Annotated in this window: 15 protein-coding genes and 1 tRNA gene; 8 read left to right on the top strand and 8 right to left on the bottom strand. The window is 67.0% G+C overall.

Going from position 1 to position 16729, the window contains the following annotated elements; translation table 11 throughout:
- The first annotated feature begins 115 nt into the window (after nt 1–115).
- Complete coding sequence (locus M3G03_RS01390; protein WP_259807536.1) at nt 116–1567, top strand: hypothetical protein; 1452 nt, start codon at nt 116–118, stop codon at nt 1565–1567.
- 3 nt (nt 1568–1570) lie between these two features.
- Here the strand turns inward: M3G03_RS01390 and M3G03_RS01385 are convergent, their stop codons facing one another.
- Entirely contained in the window at nt 1571–3064 is a 1494-nt protein-coding gene (locus M3G03_RS01385; protein WP_259807534.1) for a DUF2252 domain-containing protein, read from the bottom strand.
- A gap of 129 nt (nt 3065–3193) precedes the next feature.
- Here M3G03_RS01385 and M3G03_RS01380 point away from each other — a divergent pair, with 129 nt between their 5' ends.
- Nucleotides 3194–4576, top strand: coding sequence for a sn-glycerol-1-phosphate dehydrogenase (locus M3G03_RS01380; RefSeq protein ID WP_259807532.1), 1383 nt, complete (start codon nt 3194–3196; stop codon nt 4574–4576).
- A 206-nt stretch (nt 4577–4782) separates the two neighbouring features.
- Here the strand turns inward: M3G03_RS01380 and M3G03_RS01375 are convergent, their stop codons facing one another.
- Entirely contained in the window at nt 4783–6318 is a 1536-nt protein-coding gene (locus M3G03_RS01375; RefSeq protein ID WP_259807531.1) for an FGGY-family carbohydrate kinase, read from the bottom strand.
- Between the two features lie 101 nt (nt 6319–6419).
- Here M3G03_RS01375 and M3G03_RS01370 point away from each other — a divergent pair, with 101 nt between their 5' ends.
- Nucleotides 6420–7151, top strand: coding sequence for a glycerophosphodiester phosphodiesterase (locus M3G03_RS01370; protein ID WP_259807529.1), 732 nt, complete (start codon nt 6420–6422; stop codon nt 7149–7151).
- Between the two features lie 65 nt (nt 7152–7216).
- Here the strand turns inward: M3G03_RS01370 and M3G03_RS01365 are convergent, their stop codons facing one another.
- Together M3G03_RS01365 and M3G03_RS01360 are read right to left on the bottom strand one after the other, a co-directional pair.
- The gene (locus tag M3G03_RS01365; protein ID WP_259807527.1) at nt 7217–7921 is read right to left on the bottom strand and encodes an EcsC family protein; all 705 of its coding nucleotides are present in this window, start codon (nt 7919–7921) and stop codon (nt 7217–7219) included.
- A gap of 118 nt (nt 7922–8039) precedes the next feature.
- A complete protein-coding gene (locus tag M3G03_RS01360) occupies nt 8040–9074 on the bottom strand; it encodes an N-acetylglucosamine kinase (RefSeq protein ID WP_259807526.1) in 1035 nt (344 codons plus the stop codon).
- A 232-nt stretch (nt 9075–9306) separates the two neighbouring features.
- On the opposite strand from M3G03_RS01360, the gene ngcE reads away from it, so the two are divergent.
- The 3 genes from ngcE (at nt 9307) to M3G03_RS01345 (ending at nt 12831) form a co-directional block, all read left to right on the top strand.
- Nucleotides 9307–10707: an N-acetylglucosamine/diacetylchitobiose ABC transporter substrate-binding protein gene (gene ngcE, locus M3G03_RS01355; RefSeq protein WP_259807524.1), complete on the top strand. Its 1401-nt coding sequence runs from the start codon at nt 9307–9309 to the stop codon at nt 10705–10707.
- Nucleotides 10708–10894: 187 nt separating this feature from the next.
- Nucleotides 10895–11896, top strand: a complete 1002-nt coding sequence (locus M3G03_RS01350; protein WP_259807522.1) for a carbohydrate ABC transporter permease — start codon at nt 10895–10897, stop codon at nt 11894–11896.
- Nucleotides 11893–12831, top strand: a complete 939-nt coding sequence (locus tag M3G03_RS01345; RefSeq protein WP_259807520.1) for a carbohydrate ABC transporter permease — start codon at nt 11893–11895, stop codon at nt 12829–12831. Before M3G03_RS01350 ends, M3G03_RS01345 begins: the two co-directional genes overlap by 4 nt.
- A 38-nt stretch (nt 12832–12869) precedes the next feature.
- Here M3G03_RS01345 and M3G03_RS01340 read toward each other — a convergent pair whose 3' ends face one another.
- Complete coding sequence (locus M3G03_RS01340; protein WP_259807519.1) at nt 12870–14504, bottom strand: DUF853 domain-containing protein; 1635 nt, start codon at nt 14502–14504, stop codon at nt 12870–12872.
- 87 nt (nt 14505–14591) lie between these two features.
- On the opposite strand from M3G03_RS01340, the gene M3G03_RS01335 reads away from it, so the two are divergent.
- Complete coding sequence (locus M3G03_RS01335; RefSeq protein ID WP_259807518.1) at nt 14592–14885, top strand: type II toxin-antitoxin system VapB family antitoxin; 294 nt, start codon at nt 14592–14594, stop codon at nt 14883–14885.
- Nucleotides 14886–14905: 20 nt separating this feature from the next.
- The gene (locus M3G03_RS01330) at nt 14906–15439 is read left to right on the top strand and encodes a LytR C-terminal domain-containing protein (protein ID WP_259807517.1); all 534 of its coding nucleotides are present in this window, start codon (nt 14906–14908) and stop codon (nt 15437–15439) included.
- Between the two features lie 78 nt (nt 15440–15517).
- On the opposite strand, the gene M3G03_RS01325 is transcribed toward M3G03_RS01330, so the two are convergent.
- The 3 genes from M3G03_RS01325 to M3G03_RS01315 all read right to left on the bottom strand — a co-directional run bounded on the left by M3G03_RS01325 (nt 15518) and on the right by M3G03_RS01315 (nt 16692).
- Nucleotides 15518–15605 (bottom strand) — tRNA-Ser (locus tag M3G03_RS01325).
- Between the two features lie 38 nt (nt 15606–15643).
- Nucleotides 15644–16078 (bottom strand): tRNA adenosine(34) deaminase TadA, encoded by a 435-nt coding sequence (tadA, locus tag M3G03_RS01320; RefSeq protein ID WP_259807516.1) that lies wholly within the window; start codon nt 16076–16078, stop codon nt 15644–15646.
- A 17-nt stretch (nt 16079–16095) separates the two neighbouring features.
- A complete protein-coding gene (locus M3G03_RS01315; RefSeq protein ID WP_259807515.1) occupies nt 16096–16692 on the bottom strand; it encodes a tRNA adenosine deaminase-associated protein in 597 nt (198 codons plus the stop codon).
- Nucleotides 16693–16729: the final 37 nt, after the last annotated feature.

Raw genomic sequence — 16729 nt, 5'->3', positions numbered from 1 at the left:
TGCCCCCGCCGGGGACGCTGCCACCCCTACGGGTGGTCAGATTCTTCCCGACGCTTCCGCAGCGACGCGCGCATGTCACGATCATCTCGCTCGCCCCGGGACGTCAGGAGGTCAGATGGTGCTCAACACCTTCTTGTTCATCGATCCCGGCACCGTCTTCCACCCCCTGGGTCGCAACATGCGACTGCAGCTGTGCCAGGTCCAGAAGGACACCGAGAACAACCCCCTGTTCACCGAAGACTTCTTCGCCGACCCCCCGCGCCGCTGGGAGGCCCGCTTCGACAACGGCTACCCCAATGTCATCCGGGACCCGGCCGACGGCAAGTACAAGGTGTGGTGGAGCGTCTTCATCACCGACCCGGTCTCGGCGTCCACACCCTTGGAGAAGCGCCCCACCACCACCTACCACCCGGTCAATGAACGCACCGCGGCGCTGGCCTATGCCGAATCGACCGATGGGGTGCACTGGATCAAGCCCTCGCTGGGCCTGTTCGAGTTCGAGGGCAGCAGCGCCAACAACCTCGTGATGCCGATCGCTCACGGCACCGGCATCAGTCTCGATGTGGACGACCCGGACCCGAACCGCCGGTACAAAATGCTGACGCGGATGGACTGGGGCCCGGACAACCACATCCTGTGCGCCGCCTTCTCACCCGATGGGCTCCGCTGGTCCGCTCCGCACCGGTTGGTGGGGTTCAACCCGCGCGCCGATGTGCACAATTTCGTCTTTCGTGACCCGATGAGCCGCCGCTATGTGCTGATCACCCGGGCATGGCGTGACGGGATGCGCGTTGCGGCCGTCTCCTACAGCCACGATTTCCTGTGTTGGAGTGATCCGGTGGAGATCCTGCGCGGTGACGGCCCACGCAACCAGATCTACGACATGACCGTGTTCCGCCATCACCAGCACTACCTCGGTCTGGTGTCGCTGTTCCACGAAGGCGACCGGGACGCCCTCGACCATGACCTGGTGGACACCGGCTTGGCAGTCGCCTGGGACCTCGACTCCTGGACCTTCGCCGCCGAGGGCCAACAGCTGATCAGTCGCGGCAGCGGCAGCTACCCCGACGGCGACTGGGATTGCGGCTGCATCTTCGTCTCGGCACCGCCGATCGAGGATGACGGCAAGCTCTGGTTCTACTGGATGGGTGGCAACGGTCCCCACGGTGGGTTCCGGGAGACCTCCTTCGGACGCGGTTGGCTCGAGGTCGACAAGTTCGGCCACTACTCCCAGGTCGATGCCTCCCGGCCCGGGACGCTCGCGCTCGGCCCGTTCAACATTCCTGCCCAGGGCAGCCACCAGCCGGTTGAATTGCTGGTGGAGGTCCCTGAGGGTGGCTCGGTCACCTATGAGCTGTGGTCGGACCGGTACCGTCAGCCCGTGGTCGGTTTCGAGCGGGAGGCCTGCCGCCCCCTCACCGAGAGCGGATGGCAGGTGCTCGACTTTCCCGGGCGTCCCTGGCGGGCGGACAACCCCGCCGCAGTGATCATCGTCTGCCACGTCACCGGAGGCGCCAGGTTGTTCGGGATTCGCGGGATGCTCCACCCTCGCCGCATCGCCGACTGAGCCCTACTCGCCCTCGGGGCTCGGCAGCCGGCCGACCTTGACAGCCTTCAGCATCGCCGCGTGGTCGATCTCGGTCTGGTCCGCATAGGCCCGGGCGAAGCCCACGAAGGCGTCCGGTATGGCGTCCGACTTGCCGATGTAGCCCGCGATCATGGACGCCCCCGAGGTCCGCGCGTGGCCCTTCGCCAACAACAGTCCGAGGACATTCGCATAGTCCGCCACCGCGACGGCGTCCAGGTCATCGATCACGACCGCACCCTTGAGGTTTCGGTACTGCCGCACATAGAACTGCAACTCCGGCACCTCCCCGCGCACCGAGGGCCCCAGCCTGGTCGTCGCAGGGTCCAGCGGCCCGATCGAGCACCAGCCCAGCAGCGGGTCGGACGCGGTCTGCAGGGCCTGCTGGTACTCCACCACGCGCTGGCCCTGATGGGCGTGCAGGGCGGTGTCGCCGTGGACGAAGGGGGCCAGCACCGAACGCCGGGCCTCCTTCAACTGCAGGAACAGCACATCATCGGAGGAGGTGCCCTCCAGCAGCGCGATGAACGCCCGCAGGCCGACCGACCCGACGCCCACGACCTTGTGCCCCACGTCCACCAGCGTGTAGCCGTTGAGAACTCGCGCCCACTGGTGCGGCAGGCGTCCGAGGTAGTCGTCGAGGGCTTCGCCGATCTGCTCGGTGCGCGCCCGGGAGGAGCGAATCAGGATGGGCGGGTCGTCGATGAGGCGCCGGCCTCCGTCCTCCCCCGCCTGGGTGAGCTTGGGCAGGGCGCGGTCGGAGGTCTTGCGGCGTGCCTTCTCGGAGGCTCGCTCGACCTCGTCGCGCAGGCTGGGTTCGCTGACGGTCTCGGTGAGCCGGGCAATGTCGAGCCGCGCGAAGCTGCGCGACATCAGCGACTGGTCGGCGAGCAGGCGCAACTCATCGCGATAGGCCGCTGCGCAGGCATGCACTGCGTCCGCGCACTGGTGCTCGGTCAGCCCGTTCTGGCGTCCGGCGACCCAGACGCTGGCGGTGAGACGATGGAGGTCCCATTCCCAGGGGCCGGGGTGCGCCTCGTCGAAGTCGTTGAGGTCGATGACCAGCTCACCCTCAGACGTCCGGTAGAAGCCGAAATTGCCCAGGTGGGCGTCGCCGCAGATGACCGGCATGATGCCGGTACAGGGCATGGACGCCGAATCGGAGGCTGCCACATTGGCTGCTCCGCGCAGGAAGCCGTAGGGGCTGGCGGTCATCCGCGCGACCCGCAGGGGGATCAGTCGCTCGATGCGTCCTTCGTGGGACTGGATGATCAGGTCGACCGGGTCGGGACGGTCGGCCGTCGGCCGAAATTCGGCCACCGCATGTCGCGGGACGCGCTCGCGCAGGCGCCTGCCGTAGGCCTTGCGCTGGTCGCGGGGGGTGGTGCGGCGGCGGATGCTGAACTCGCGCTCGGGCAGGGCCGGCTCCTCGAAGAGGTGTTCTTCGACGTCGGTGGCGTTGGCTTCGCTGGAATGCACCTCTTGATCCTGCCACCTGTGCTGTGCTCGTTGCCATGAAAGGTGCCGAAGGATTCTTCGACTTCACAACTGCGACGTGAAGAATCCAGAGGTATGATGTGAAAAACAGCCAGTCAATGGAGGACGATGATGTCAGAACTGATCGACCAGGCCTTGCAGAACGCCACCGATACCAAGGCCATCGCGGCGGGTCGCGGGGTGATTGCCCAGACCGGACGGATCTACACCGAGGTGTTCGGGCAGCAGCCTGCCTTCCTGGTGGCCGACGAAAACACCTGGGGGGTCGCCGGCGACAAGGTCCGCGCCTCGCTGCAGGAAGCCGGCGTGCCGATTGCCGGCGAACACATCTTCCCCGGGAAGCCGACCCTGTACGCGGGCTACGAGAACGTCACCACGGTGCGGGAGATTCTCCACAAGGTCGAGGCGGTCCCGGTTTCGATCGCCTCGGGCACCCTGAACGACATCGTCAAGCTCGCCGCCGGCGAACTGGGGCGCCAGTACATGAACGTCTGCACCGCCGCATCGATGGACGGCTACGCGGCCTTCGGTGCGTCCATCACCAAGGACGGCTTCAAGATCACCCGCAACTGTCCCGCGCCCGCCGCGCTGATCGCCGACTACGACATCATGGCTGCCGCCCCGCAGCGCCTGACCGCCACCGGCCTGGGCGACCTGATCGAGAAGGTACCCGGCGGCGCTGACTGGCTGGTCGCTGACGAACTCGGCATCGAAGCCGTGGACGACTATGTCTGGGGGCTTGTCCAGGGCCCACTGCGCGATGCCCTGTCCGACCCCGACGGTCTGGCCGCCGGCAATGCCGAGTCGATCGTCGGGCTGGCCGATGGCCTGCTGATGTCGGGCCTGGCCATGCAGGCGCACCAGTCCTCCCGCCCTGCTTCGGGCGCCGGCCACAACTTCAGCCATCAGTGGGAGATGGAGGGCCACGGCCTGGACTGGGAGCCCCCGCTGAGCCACGGCAACAAGGTCGGCATCGGTTCGGTCGCCACCTCGGCGGTCTATGACCTGCTGCCCACCCTCGACGTCGCCTCGATCGACCCGGAGAAGCGGGCCGCCGAGTGGCTCACCCCCGAGCAGAACGACTCCCGCATCGTCGAGTTGCAGCCGATCCCGGCGATCCAGGAGGCCGCGCTCGGCCAGTCGCGTGCGAAGTACGTGCCCGCCGAGCAGGCCGCGGAGCGCGTCCAATTGATCAAGGACCACTGGGACGCCATTCTCGAGCGGGTCAAGCCCCAGACGATGCCTGCCGAGGAGGTCGCCGACATCCTGCGCCGTGTCGGTGGGCCCTACCACCCCGCGCAGGTCGGCGTCGACCTGGACAAGATGAAGCTCACCTACTACCAGTCCCAGACCATCCGCAGCCGCTACACGATCATGGATGCACTGTTCGAGCTCGGCCTGCTCGACCAGGTCATCGACACCCTCTTCGCGCCCGGCGGTTACTGGGCCGAGGCACCTGTCCCGACAGAGGGCTCCATCGTCCCCGAGAACTGATCCACGCCACCCCTGAGCACACGGACGCCGGGAGCCGGGCTGCTGTCAGCCCTGACTCCCGGCGTCCGGTGTTTCTCGCGCGGGTGTGCGTGGTTCAGTGCCCGGTCAGCGCAGGGCCACCACGGGGGTGGTCGACCTTCACAGTCGTGACGTCCTGTCGCTGGTCCGAGTGAGTACTTACGGCGCGTAGTAGCAGGAAGGGGGGCTCAGTGGTGGAGCGGATGCTTCTGGCTGAACGCGTACTGGGCCTCGAAGACCTCGCGCAGGGCTGGATAGAGCTTCTCCTGGACGGCGGCCAGTTCCCCGTACAGCTCGTGCAGGTCCTCGTTCGGCTCACTCGCCTCACCCAGCTGCGCCATCGCGGACGCTGCCTCCTCCACCGATCCGTATGCCCCCGCGGCAGCCATCGCCATGACGGACGCCCCCATCGCCGAGACCTCCGACTGCTTCACCTCGGTCAGTGGGACCCCGCAGGCATCGGTCATGATCTGCCGCCACAGGGGCGAACGCTGCCCGCCACCGACCACACGGATGCTGGTCAGCGGCACCCCGGTCGTCTCCTGCAATCCCTTCAGGTTGCGGGCCATCGCCAGCGACAGCCCCTCCAACACCGAGCGGTACATCACCGCACGGTCATGGGCCCCGGCCAGGCCCACGAAAGCACCCCGCGCGATCGGGTCCCAGTGGGGGGACTGGACTGCATTCCAGTACGGCAGCGTCACCAGGCCACCGCAGCCGGCCGGCACCGCGGACGCGGCGCGCTCCAGTTCAGGATCCGGTGTGCCGCCCAGCTCCGGGCGTCCGAGCTTGTCGCGGAACCAGCCAGCCAGGTAGGCGCCGGAGTTCTGGACGATCTCGAGCACGTAGTGGCCGGGGATGCCGGCGGCATCGGTCCGGAAGACATCGGCATGCTCATAGCTCGGCGAGTGGACCCCGGCGACCAACGCGGTGCCCATGTTGAGGTAGGCCTCATCAGGGCCGATCGCCCCAGCACCCAGCGCAGCAGCCTGGCCATCACCACAGGACGCCACCAACTCGACCTTCTGGTCCAGTCCCCAGCCGGTGGTGATCTCAGGACTGACCGTGCCCATGACACTGCCGGGCTCGACCAGGTCACAGAGCTGGTCCCGACGAAGGCCCGCCATCTCAAGGAGCTGGTCCGACCAGTCCTGGCGGGACATGTCGAACAGCCCCAGGCTGTCCGCGGCGCCCTTGGAGTCGATCCATTGACCGGTCATCGCGTAGGCCAGGTAGGCATGGACGCCGACGATCCTGGCCGCCTTCTCCAGCGTCTCCCTCTCGTGGTCGTGCAGCCAGGCAATCTTGTAGAAGCTGGGCGTGACGTCGGGCTGGAAGCCGGAGAGCACGTGGAGTTCCTCGCTGCCCAGTCTGCGCACCTGCTCAGTCGCTCGACCGTCCAGCCACAGGATGCCCGGACGCAGCGGAGATCCCTGGGTGTCCACCAGGGCGAAGGACTGGCGCTGGATGGTGCAGCAGACGTGGCTGATCCGCGCACGATCCGCCGTACCCAGGGCACCCACGGCCTGGGTGATTGCCTCGTTGGTGGTGCGCCACCACTCGCGAGGGTCCTGCTCGTAGAAGTCGACCCGCGGGGTGAGCATCTCCAGGTCGGCTCGCCCCTCGGCCACGACATTGCCGTCGCGGTCGACCACGATGGCCTTGGTGCTGGTGGTGGATGAATCGACTCCGATGACCAGCGGGGAATCACTGTTCGACGACATGAGGACCTCCTCGTCCTTGGCTTTTTGCATTCCAGGGTCAGACCATCCCACCCTGCCAGAGGTCTGCGACCTGCGCAGGGGCGGGGGGATACCGTGGTCGCATGACGCAGATCTGGGCCCACCGGGGAGCAAGCGCGGATGCCCCCGAGAACACGATGGATGCCTTCCAGCTGGCGATCGATCAGGGAGCCGACGGCATCGAACTGGACGTGCAACTCACCGCCGACGGCGTCCTGGTGGTCTGTCATGACGAGACCATCGACCGCACCAGCGATGGCAGCGGGGCCATCGCCGAGCTCACCCTCGACCAGCTGCGCCAGTACAACTTCAGCCATGGACGTGACGGCATGCACTGCTCGATCCCCACCCTGGCCGAGGTGCTCGACCTCATCGCTCCCACCCACGTACGCCTGAACATCGAGCTGAAGAACTCGATCGTCCCCTACCGAGGCATGGAAGCTGCCTGCGAGGCTCTGGTCGAGACCTCCCGTCTCGCTGGAGATGCCAGCGAGCGACTCATCTACAGCTCCTTCAACCACCGCTCGCTGGAACTGCTGGTCGCCTCGGGCACGCGCGTCCCGGTGGGTGCCCTCTTCGTGGAGCCGCTGGTGAAGTCCTGGGACTACGCCCACACCTTCGGGGCGGTCGCCATCCACCCCCATTGGGGCAGTCTCGACGAGGGCGAGGTCGCCGAGTGCCACGAGAACGGCGTGTTCGTCCACACCTGGACAGTGGACGACCCGACCCAGGTCCTGCGGCTGGCCCAGCAGGGAGTGGACGCCATCATCACGAACACCCCGTTGCGGGCCAGGCAGGTCCTCGGCCGGGTCTGAGGCTGGGCCTTCCTGAGGATGGGCCTTCCTGAGGGTGGGACCACCGGAGGGCTTGGGGGGACGGGTCAGCGCTGGGGGAAGGACTCGCGGGCAGCGTCCGCGATGCGCTTGCCCATCCAGCCGTCCATGCCGCCGCCGATGACGCCGCCAACGACCGGAACGCCCTTGCCGAGCTTGGCGAGGGTCTTCGACGCGGTGGAGCGCAGGATCTGGAATCCGACGCCCTTGTTCACCATCATCAGCGCGGCCGCTGGCAGCTTGCCGAGCGCGAGGTTGGTGACCCGGCCACTCACCGCGCCACCCACGCCTGCCTTCTGGAGGACCTCCTCTGCCTTGGACCCGGTCAGGGTGAGCAGGATGGCCGAGCGCACCTCCGGCTTGGAGGTGTCGTAGCCGCGCAGGTGCGCGATCGAGGCCGTCATCCGCGCTGCGAGCACGTAGAACTCCAGGATGTTGGCCGGGAGAGCGACGGGCAGGGTGATGAAGCCGCCCAGGCCGGTCACGAAACCACCTGCCGCCAGGGCCTTGAGCGCATCGCCGGCGACCTCGTCGACGGCGTCCTCGGTGTTCTTGTGCTTTGCCCGGGCCTTGTCGGCCAGCTGGACGGCGGACTTGAGCGGTCCGCGGCCGTCGATGCCCACCTCCAGCAACTGCTGGATGAACTTGGTGACCATGTCCTCGTCGACCTTCTGCGGGTCTCCGAAGGCGGCCTCCTGGGCTGCCTTCTCAGCCTTCGTGTTCTTCTTGTCCCGCCCCAAAAACAGTCCCACGGGGCCTCCTCCCTGGATGCCGACACTTTGCCGGCGTGTGAGTCCTTGACTTCACCAGAGTGCCAGCCGCCACCCGCCCACGAGGGCGTTTCGGGAAGGTTCCACGGACGGACCACCCTCAGGGGCGAAGGTCGGCAAGCCCTGCGAGGGACGCGTGGATTCGCCCCAGTTCGGTCTCACCCGCCGCTGCGCCGAGGTTCTCGAGGGCGAGCAGGGCCGACCCCGCGACGCCATCACGGGCCCTGAGCACGGGACGCCCGGACTGCCGCGCTCCGATGAGTTCCACCAGGCGCTCACCCACCGGCGCCCCAGGGGCGACCACGCTGCCACCCAGCACGATCGGACCCTCCGGCGCCACCTCCGCCACGGCCGCAAGGGTGCCGCCCAGCGCCTCGACTGCACCCTCCACGATGGCGCGCGCCACAGGGTCGTCGGCGGCTTCCGGGGCTGCGACCAGGCGGGCGGCGATCGACAGCTCGACCGGACGCCGGGACCGAACCCAGTCGAGCAGGTCGATCACCCGGGGGTCGCGACCGGGCTGGGCGGCCCCGCCGCCGGTCTGGACCAGGGGCAGCAGCAGGCCGGTCAACGCGGTGTCGGGCCCGCGACGGTCCAGGGCACGCCCCACCGCCCGCACCACCTCGCGGCCGATCCAGAAGCCGGATCCCTCGTCCCCCAGCAGCCACCCGAGGCCGTCACGGAGGGCCGCCAGCCGGCCATCACGGATCGCTGCGCCGGTCGCCCCGGTACCGACGATGAGGACGCCGCCCTCCTTGGCGGAGGTGGCGGAGCGGAAGGCGCTCTCGACATCGGCGTGGAAATGGACACTGGCACCCAACCCGGCACCCTGTAGCGCCTCCGCGAGCCCGGGCAGTCGTCCCCCCAGCGCCATCACACCTGCCATGGTGAGGGCGACCACCTGAGGATCGCCGACGTCCGGGCGCGCTGCGCGAGCCCCGGTGCAGGCCGCGACCACATTGCCGATCGCCACCTCCGCCCCGGCGGAGACCGGGTTGCCCGGCCCGCTGCGGGCGAGGGCCAGGCACCGACCGGACTCGTCGAGAAGAACGGCCCGGGTGCCGGTGCCGCCGGCGTCCACCCCGATCGCGGTGCGGGCGGAGGAATTCAGCGGGAATGGGTGGGTGGAGATCACCCCATGAGTCTTCCAGCCCCGTGTCGAGGGCGGGCACCACCCCTGCGCCTGCGCAGGGGTGGTGAGCGCTTCGGCTCCCAGCGGCGCGGCCTTAATCACGACTTGGTTTCGGAAAGACTCGCCGGTGAAGCTTTCCTTCTTTACCCCCGGCATGCCGGGTTACTCTGTGACCACAACCGAGGGACAAGCCGGCAATGATGCGGCGGCCCTCCCCATCACAACAGGAGCATCCATGCAGGAATTCCAGCTCGGACGTCGTGGCGTCCTGGGAGGCATCGCGGCCACGGTCGCCATCGCGCCCCTCGCAGCCTGCGCTGGCAGCAGCAGCGGAAGCAAGAAGTCCGAGGGCGCCAAGACCGAGGCCAAGTCCGACGACAACCCCTTCGGCCTGGGCAAGGGCACCAGCGTCGAAGCCGTGATCTTCTCGGGCGGCTACAAACACGACTACGTCGACTTCGCCGCCGCAGAGATGAAGAAGAAGTTCTCCGACGTCACGGTGCAGGTCAAGCCCTCGACCCAGATCTCCCAGGAACTGCAGCCCCGCTTCGTCAAGGGCAACCCGCCGGACCTGATCGACAACTCCGGTGCCAACTTCATCGGCTTCGGCTCCATCGTCGACCAGCTCGAGCCTCTGGACGACCTGCTCGACGCCAAGAACTACGAGGGCACCGCCATCAAGGACACCCTCTTCGCCGGCGTGAAGGACCCGGGCACCTACAACGACAAGTTCGCCGTGCTCAACTACGTGCTCTCGGTGTTCGGCATGTGGTACTCGGCCTCCCTCTTCGAGGCCAATGGCTGGACCCCGCCCAAGACCTACGAAGAGGCACTCAAGCTGGGCGCCGAGGCGAAGAAGAAGGGCAAGTACCTCATGCTCTGGGGCAAGGAGGCCGCCACCTACTACCTGACCTCGACCATGATCTCCGCGATCAAGGAGGGTGGCGACGAGGTTCGTCTCAGCATTGAGAACCTTCAGCCCGACTGCTGGTCCCAGAAGGCTGTCCAGGACGTCTGGAAGGGTCTGGAGGCCATCATCAAGGCCGGCTACATGAAGCCCGGTGGCAATGGCACCCAGTTCACCGCCGCCCAGGCCCAGTGGTCCAACGGCCAGGAGGCCCTGATCTACCCCTCCGGTGCCTGGATCGAGAACGAGATGAAGTCCCAGACCAAGGATGGCTTCATGATGACCGGCATGCCTGAGCTGGTTGTCTCGGACGCCCCCAAGATGCCCTACGAGACGATCCGTGCCGAGGCTGGCGAAGGCTTCATCGTCCCGACCAAGTCGAAGAATCCGGCCGGCGGCAAGGAGCTCCTGCGCGCCATGCTGTCGAAGGAAGCTGCCGCCAACTTCGCCAAGACCCGCCTGGCTCCGACCATCGTGAAGGACACTGTCCCCGAGGATGGCTTCGGTTCCAGCGCCCTCCAGTCGCAGAACAAGATGCTCAAGGACGCCGACAAGAACGTCTTCGCGCTGCGTTCCAACACCTACTACGGCATGAACAGGGAACAGCTGGTGGTCTGGAACGAGTTCCTGGCCGGCAAGTCCAGCGTGGACGAGCTCACCAAGGGCATGCAGAAGATCACCGACAAGGCAGCCAAGGACCCGGCCGTCAAGAGGATCGAGATCAAGTGATCCCGGCCCGTTGACATCCGCAACGGCCCGTCGGCATCGCGCCAGTGCTCCCCGGGGAGGACCGGCGGGGGGCTGACGGGCCTTGCATGTCACGCAGTTTCGGTGCAGGGGTTCACCCCTGCATGTCGGAGCCCGCCCATCGGGCAGGCCCTGGACTCCCCACACCCCACCCAGCGGAAGGGCCTCCATGACGACACTGAACCCTGCCACACCCGCGCTCGACACGGCACCGCCGCCTCCCATGCGCAAACGCAGGCGCAACCTCTCCTTCGACCGGGTCAGTCTGTTCCTGGTCTTCCTGGGGCTGCCCCTGGCCATCTACGGCATCTTCGTGGTGTCACCTTTCGTGCAGGCCATCGGTTACTCCTTCACCAACTGGAGCGGCTACTCCGACGCCAAGGACAGCGTGGGGCTGGCGAACTACCAGCGCCTGATGGAGGACGAGATCTTCCGCAAGGCGCTGACCAACAACATCCTGCTGGCCATCGTGCTGCCGCTGGCGATCGTGGTGTTGTCGCTCGCGCTGGCAACCATGATCACGGTCGCGGGACGTAGTGTCGGTGAGACACGTGGCCTGCGTGGCGCCGGTTTCTACCGGGTGATCTCCTTCTTCCCCTATGCCATTCCCGCGATCGTGGTCGGCATCATGTGGGGCCGCATCTTCGACCCCTCCGCCGGCCTGGTGAACGGCCTGCTCACCAAGCTCGGCTTCTCGAAGTTCAAGGACTTCCCCTGGCTCGGCGAGGAGTCGACTGCCATGCCCATCACGATGTTCATCATCTGCTGGGGCATGATCGGCTTCTACATGATCCTGTTCGTGGCGGCGATCAAGGGCATCCCCGGCGAGATCTACGAGGCCGCACGCCTCGACGGCGCTGGACGCCTGCGCACCGCCTGGTCGATCACCCTCCCCCTGATCCGGGAGAACGTCCAGACCGCCTACATCTACCTGGGCATCATGGCGATCGACGCCTATGTGTACATGCAGGCCCTCAACCCCTTCGGTGGCCCGAACAATTCGACCCTCGTCATGCCGCAGTACCTGATGACCACGGCCTTCGAGAAGTCCCAGTTCGGGCTGGCCTGCGCCATGGGCGTGGTGATGGGCCTGGTGACCGCCGTCTTCGCAGCGATCGTCTTCACCGTGAACGCCCTCACCGGAGGCAAGGACCAGGTGACGATGGCATGAATACCACCCAGAACCCCACCCCCACCCAGCCCACCGCCCGGGTGCGAAGCGTCGGCACCATTCAGGGCAGCGCGTCCGGACAGGAGCTGCGCAAGCCGGTCTCAACCGCTGCCGACAAGACCTTCGCCACCGTCGCGCACATCGTGCTGGGGCTGTGGAGCTTCATCGTCGTCGCGCCCATGCTGTGGACGCTGCTGACCTCGTTCAAGACCACCAGCGAGATCTTCGCCTCGCCCTTCACGTTGCCGGCGAAGTGGGGCTTCGCCAACTACGTGAACGCCTGGGAGACCGCCGGCATCGGGCGCTACTTCCTCAACACCGTTCTCGTCGTCGGTTCGGCGCTCTTCCTGGTCATGCTGCTGGGTGCCATGTGCGCCTACGTCCTGGCTCGCTTCCGCTTCCCCGGCAACCGGCTGATCTACTACGCCCTGCTCGCCGGCCTGATGGTGCCCGTGATCCTGGCGATTGTGCCGCTGTTCTTCATCCTGGATGGCTTCGGGCTGTTGAACACCCTGCCCGGCCTGACCATCACCTACGTGGCGTTCGCGCTGCCGTTCACGGTCTTCTTCCTGTACGCCTTCTTCCGCTCGCTGCCCTACGAGATCAGTGAGGCCGCCCAGATCGATGGTGCCTCGGACTGGCGCACCTTCTTCAGCATCATGCTGCCGATGGCGCGCCCGGGCCTGGCCTCGATCACGATCTTCAACTTCCTGGGTCTGTGGAACCAGTTCCTGCTGCCGGTGGCGCTGAACACCGACGAGCCGAAGTACGTGCTCTCCCAGGGCTTGGCCCGATTCGCCTCCAGCGCGGGCTACGACGTGGACTTCGGCGCCCTGTTCGCCGCCGTGGTCATCACGGTCCTGCCGGTGCTGGTGGTCTACGTGCTCTTCCAGCGCCAGCTGCAGGGCTCGGTCTCCCAGGGGACGATGAAGTAGCCGTCAGCCAGTGGCTGACCCGGGCTCACCCCCGCTGATCAGCGGCGGCGGCGAGCGGTGCCGAAGATCGAGCGGACGATCTCGCGTCCAGCCGACCGTGCCATCTGTTTGAAGGCCGAGGAGCCGACGATCTTGTCCACCATGCCCGGCTCCGGCTTCGGCGCCCGGGCACGTGAACGGGACGCCGAGCGCTCGGCGGCGCGCAGGTCCTGCTCGAGGCGGCGCTGCTCTGCCGCTCGAGCCTTCTCCTCCTGGACGTGCTGCTTCTCGGCCTCGGCACGGGCCTGCTCCTCGGCGGCACGCTGGGCGCCCTCCTGGAGCTTGCGGCCCAGGATCTCGTAGGCCGAGTCTCGGTCGATTGCCTGGCCGTACTTTGCCATCATCGAGGACGCCGCGATGCCCGGACGCAACACCTCTGCCGGGGTGGGGGCCATCAACGATTCGGGCGCCCGCATTCTCGTCCACGCCACCGGCGTGGGGGCGCCGTCGGGGTCCATCACGGTGACGATCGCCTCGCCGATGCCCAGCTGCTGCAGCACCTGGGCCAGGTCATACCCCGAGGTGGGGAAGGTCTGCACCGTCGCCCTCAGCGCCTTGGCGTCATTGGGGGTGTGGGCCCGCAGCTGGTGCTGGACGCGGGAACCGAGCTGGGCGAGCACCGAGTCCGGGACGTCCTTGGGGGTCTGGGTGACGAAGAAGACGCCGACCCCCTTGGAACGAATCAGTCGCACCGTTTGGGTAATGGCCTCGACAAACGCCTTGGATGCCCCACTGAAAAGCAGGTGTGCCTCGTCGAAGAAGAAGACCAGCTTGGGCTTGTCCAGGTCGCCCACTTCGGGAAGGTCGCTGAACAAGTCAGCCAGCAGCCACATCAGGAAAGTCGAGAACAGCGCCGGCCGGTCGACAAGGTTGGGGAGCTCCAACAGCGAGATCACACCCCGCCCATCACCGGTGACCCGGATCAGGTCGAAGGTGTCGAACTCGGGCTCACCGAAGAACTCGTCGGCGCCCTGGTCGGAGAAGGCGACCAGCTTGCGCAGGATCACCCCGGCGGTCGCCGTCGAGACCCCACCGAGGTTCTTCAACTCCGGCTTGCCCTCGTCGCTGGTCAGGAACTGCAGCACCGCGCGCAGGTCGGCCAGGTCCAGCAGGGGCAGCCCGGCCTGGTCGGCGTAGTGGAAGACCAACCCGAGGGAGGACTCCTGGGTGTCGTTGAGGTCGAGCACCTTCGACAGCAGGATCGGACCGAAGGAGCTGATGGTGGCACGAATCGGGACACCCAGACCCTCACCGCCGAGGGTGAAGAACTCCACCGGGAAGCCCCTGGCCGTCCACTCCTGGCCGATCTTCTGCGTGCGCGCCAGCAGCTTCTCGCTGCTTTGGCCCGGCGAGGCCAGACCGGACAGGTCGCCCTTGATGTCGGCCGCGAAGACCGGGACGCCGGCGGCCGAGAGCTGTTCTGCCAGCAGCTGCAGGGTCTTGGTCTTGCCCGTGCCGGTGGCTCCGGCGACCAGCCCGTGACGGTTCACCATCGACAGCGGGATGCGCACCTTTGCGCCCGGGACGGGGGCGTCCTCGTTCATCAGCACACCCAATTCGAGAGAGCCCTCCTCGAAGGTGTAACCCTTCGTGATCTCCTCGACGATGCCGGCGGCCGCAGCGTTCTCAGTCATGAACCCCAGACTAGGGCCCTGGTGCCCGGGCAGCGTCGGCACGCGCGCCACCACGCTGGTCGCGTCGGGTGTTGGTAGGCTGACGAGGTGATCTTCAAGCGTGTCGGCGACACTCGCCCCTACCCCGACCACGGGTACGTGCAGAAGCAGTGGGCAGCCATTGCACCCCACCAGGTCCGGCTCGACGAGTTGGTGACCACCAAGCGGACCCTCGACCTCGAAGCCCTTCTAGAGGACGACTCCACCTTCTACGGTGACCTGTTCGCCCACGTCGTCTCCTACCGTGGCGAGCTCTACCTGGAGGACGGTCTGCACCGCGCCCTCCGCGCCGCGCTGCAGCAGCGTCAGACCATGCACGCCCGCGTGCTCGAATTGCGCTGACCCCGCCCGAGAGGACGCCCATGGCCGAGGCAACGAACTGGAAGCGGGTCTCACGCTCGCTGGTGTCACCGCTGACACTGCTTGTCCTGCTCGCCATCCTGTTCTTGGGCGCCCGGTGGGGTTATCGCAACGTCACTGCTCCGCCGCTGCCCCCGCCGATCATCTCCTGCTCGCCCTCGCCGGTGGGCAAGGTGCTCAAGAGCAGCCAGGTGACCGTCAACATCTACAACGGCGGACGCCAGCACGGCCTGGCAGGCAAGGTCGCCAAGCAGCTCAAGTCACGCGGTTTCAGCGTCCAACACGTCGACAACACCGAGGAGAAGGTCGAGACGACCGTCATCATCGGAAACTCGAAGGACGATCCAGCTGTGAAACTGGTCGCCCAACAGTTCGTCAAGCCCGAGATCCGCGAGGACGGCAAGCCCGACGGCATCGTGGACGTACTCGTGGGCAACAAGTTCGCCGGCACCTCCCCGGCGAAGAAGCCCTTCGAGGTCGCCGTCAGCGAGGACCCCTGCCTGCCCCCGCCGAGCGCCAGCCCTTCCGAGGCCTGAGCCGCCTTGACCTGCTGCGCCCACCCCCTCTGACACGGAGAAGGCCCGGATTCCTCAGGAAATCCGGGCCTTCTCAGCTGGCGGTGACGGAGGGATTTGAACCCTCGGTGGCTTGCACCACAATCGCTTTCGAGGCGATCTCTTTCGGCCGCTCAGACACGTCACCGCCCAGTAGGCTATCGCGTTCACCAATCTGTCACCAAATCATGGTCGGTGGTCGGCGAAGAACTCGCGCAACAGCTCCGCCGACTCCTCGACGCGAACGCCGCTCACCACCTCGGGGCGGTGGTTCAGCCGCGCGTCGCGCACCACGTCGAACAGGGACGCCACCGCCCCCGCCTTCTCGTCGAACGCCCCGAAGACCAGTCTCTGCACCCGCGCCAGGACCAGCGCTCCAGCGCACATCGTGCAGGGTTCCAGGGTGACGACCAGCGTGCAGCCCTCCAGCCGCCAGGTCCCGAGTCGCTCGGCGGCCCGGCGCAGCGCCAGCACTTCCGCGTGCGCAGTCGGATCGTGGTGCAACTCGCGCTCATTGCAGGCACCGGCGATCACCCGGCCCTGGGCGTCCACGACGACTGCCCCGATCGGGACGTCGGCGTGGAGGAGAGCCCGGCGGGCGAACTCGAGCGCCGCGTCCATCGGCGCGTCCCACCGACTCAGCGGTTGCCCCCGGCCTGCTGCAGTGCGCGACGGTACTGGGCACCGAACTTGAGCTGGTCGAAGACCATGGCGACGGCGTCCTCGGAGTTGCCGTCATTGGATTCATCGACGATCGCCTCCATGTCCATCTCCTCGATGCCCACGTCGGCGAACATCTCGATGTCACCCAGGTAGTCGGAGTCGTCGTCGTCATCCTCGTCCTCGACGTCCACACCGAGGAAGTCGGCGACATCGTGGGCGAGGGGCCACTCCAGAGCTGCCAGTGCATCGCTGAGCAGGACCTCGACATTGCGCCCGCGGACACGGACCAACACGAAGAACTCGCTGTTGATGGAGACCGCGCCGACCACGCCGCCGTCGCCGGGGAGGCGACGCAGCTGGGTGATCAGCTCATCCAGATCATTGGCCAGCTCCAGCGCCATCGGGACGACAACCGGCTCGCCATCCTCACGGTAGGCGGCGACGACCAGGTCGATCTCGTCGTCGGTGGCATCCTCGATGAAGTCGTCGTCATCGTCGTCGAGGTCGTCCAGGTCATCCTCGTCGAAGGACTCGATGTCCTCGTCGAAAAGTTCGTCCTCGTCGGCGCTCACGATTCCTCCTACGGCTGGTGCCCGTTGCCCATCCTGC

The sequence above is a fragment of the Aestuariimicrobium sp. p3-SID1156 genome (assembly GCF_025144225.1).
Lineage (GTDB): Bacteria > Actinomycetota > Actinomycetes > Propionibacteriales > Propionibacteriaceae > Aestuariimicrobium.
The sequence above is the reverse complement of the archived record's forward strand: the minus strand, read 5'-3'. Positions and strand labels throughout refer to the sequence as shown.

What these genes read in the sequence shown, in the direction of transcription:
- M3G03_RS01345 (WP_259807520.1), top strand. Translation starts at nt 11,893, where the DNA reads ATGAATACCACCCAGAACCCCACCCCCACCCAGCCCACCGCCCGGGTG.
- M3G03_RS01340 (WP_259807519.1), bottom strand. Translation starts at nt 14,504, where the DNA reads ATGACTGAGAACGCTGCGGCCGCCGGCATCGTCGAGGAGATCACGAAG.
- M3G03_RS01350 (WP_259807522.1), top strand. Translation starts at nt 10,895, where the DNA reads ATGACGACACTGAACCCTGCCACACCCGCGCTCGACACGGCACCGCCG.
- M3G03_RS01370 (WP_259807529.1), top strand. Translation starts at nt 6,420, where the DNA reads ATGACGCAGATCTGGGCCCACCGGGGAGCAAGCGCGGATGCCCCCGAG.
- M3G03_RS01375 (WP_259807531.1), bottom strand. Translation starts at nt 6,318, where the DNA reads ATGTCGTCGAACAGTGATTCCCCGCTGGTCATCGGAGTCGATTCATCC.
- M3G03_RS01390 (WP_259807536.1), top strand. Translation starts at nt 116, where the DNA reads ATGGTGCTCAACACCTTCTTGTTCATCGATCCCGGCACCGTCTTCCAC.
- M3G03_RS01330 (WP_259807517.1), top strand. Translation starts at nt 14,906, where the DNA reads ATGGCCGAGGCAACGAACTGGAAGCGGGTCTCACGCTCGCTGGTGTCA.
- ngcE (WP_259807524.1), top strand. Translation starts at nt 9,307, where the DNA reads ATGCAGGAATTCCAGCTCGGACGTCGTGGCGTCCTGGGAGGCATCGCG.
- M3G03_RS01380 (WP_259807532.1), top strand. Translation starts at nt 3,194, where the DNA reads ATGTCAGAACTGATCGACCAGGCCTTGCAGAACGCCACCGATACCAAG.
- tadA (WP_259807516.1), bottom strand. Translation starts at nt 16,078, where the DNA reads ATGGACGCGGCGCTCGAGTTCGCCCGCCGGGCTCTCCTCCACGCCGAC.